The sequence below is a fragment of the Komagataeibacter kakiaceti JCM 25156 genome (assembly GCF_000613305.1).
In genome coordinates this window covers 1-1259 of sequence record NZ_BAIO01000607.1, presented here as the reverse complement: position 1 = coordinate 1259, position 1259 = coordinate 1, and the positions used below count along the sequence as shown (strand labels likewise).

Annotated in this window: 2 protein-coding genes; both read right to left on the bottom strand. The window is 65.4% G+C overall.

Going from position 1 to position 1259, the window contains the following annotated elements; all coding sequences use genetic code 11:
- Positions 1–795, bottom strand: a 795-nt coding sequence (locus tag JCM25156_RS17085) for an FUSC family protein (RefSeq protein ID WP_025814105.1), incomplete at its 3' end; no start/stop codon positions are given.
- 138 nt (positions 796–933) lie between these two features.
- A partial coding sequence (locus JCM25156_RS17080) for an adenine phosphoribosyltransferase (RefSeq protein WP_025814104.1) occupies positions 934–1259 on the bottom strand: 326 nt, incomplete at its 5' end.

The window sequence follows — 1259 nt, the reverse complement described above, 5'->3', positions numbered from 1 at the left end:
CCCCCGATTTGCGCCCATCTCGACTTCGGCGAACTCGATCTGGTCGCTCAGCGTGGTGATGTTGGCGAAGACGCCGCGCGCCTTGCGCAGGACCTGCGTGTCGCCCGCCAGCAGGGAGGCAAGCGTCTGCGCCGCGCCGTCGATCGCGATCAGGAAGTTATGGCCCAGACGGTCCTGCGCCCGTTCCTGCAACCGGAACTGGAACAGGGAGGAAACGGTGGATTCCAGCACGATTCCCAGCACGATATAGGTCGCGCGTGCCATGGCCGTCATGAAGATGTGCTGGGGGTCGGCAATCCCGTCGAGCGAGATGATGGCGTAGGTGAAGCCACTCGCGCGCATGCCGTGGATACGGTAGTTGGTCATGGTGGCGGGGCCGGGCAGCAATGTGCCGATGAAGCAGAAGGCCCCGATCCCCCCGGCCAGCATCAGGATGAACATGATGGGGGCCTGTGGAAAGGCCGCCACCAGCGTCACGGCGCAGATCGTGCCCACCACCATGCCGAACAGGTGCCACCGCGCCTTGGCCACGCTCTTGCCGCGCGTGCCCTGCGCCACCATCCATACCGTCAGCGCCGCCCATTGCGGGCTGCCCAGTTCCCACCACAGGGCGATGCCCAGCGCGATGAGGGACGTGATGGTGGTGCGCAGCGCGTAGCCGAACGTGAAAATGCCCGGCGCGTACAGCCAGCGCAGGTGGTCCTGCCGTGGGGCGGTGCCCGGTGGCCACAGGCGCGTGAAGAAAGCGCGGATATGATCCTGAAAACGGATCAGGGAAAGCTCAAGATCTTTCATCCCGGCATTCAGCCTCCCCTGTCCAGACACGATCCATGCATAGTGTTGTACAGCATACCGGCTGTACGAACAGGCCAACACCCGGATGCCCGCATGGAAGGTAGCCCGTACCGCATACCGCGAATATCCGGCCCGGTATTACCCGTCGTAGGAGACGAGGGTCTTGAGCGGAATGTCCAGCCGCGCGCGGCCACCCAGATCCGTCAGTTCGATCAGGGTCGCGGCGCCCACCACATCGGCCCCCACCTTGCGCAGCAGCGACACGGACGCCACCAGCGTACCGCCCGTGGCCAGCAGGTCGTCCATCACCACCACGCGCTGGCCGGGCTGGATCGCATCGGCCTGGATGTGCAGCGAATCGGAGCCGTATTCCAGGTCGTAGCTGTGGGATACCGTCTCCCCTGGCAGCTTGCCGGGCTTGCGCAGCATGACCAGACCGCAGCCAAGGCGGCTGGCCAGCGGGG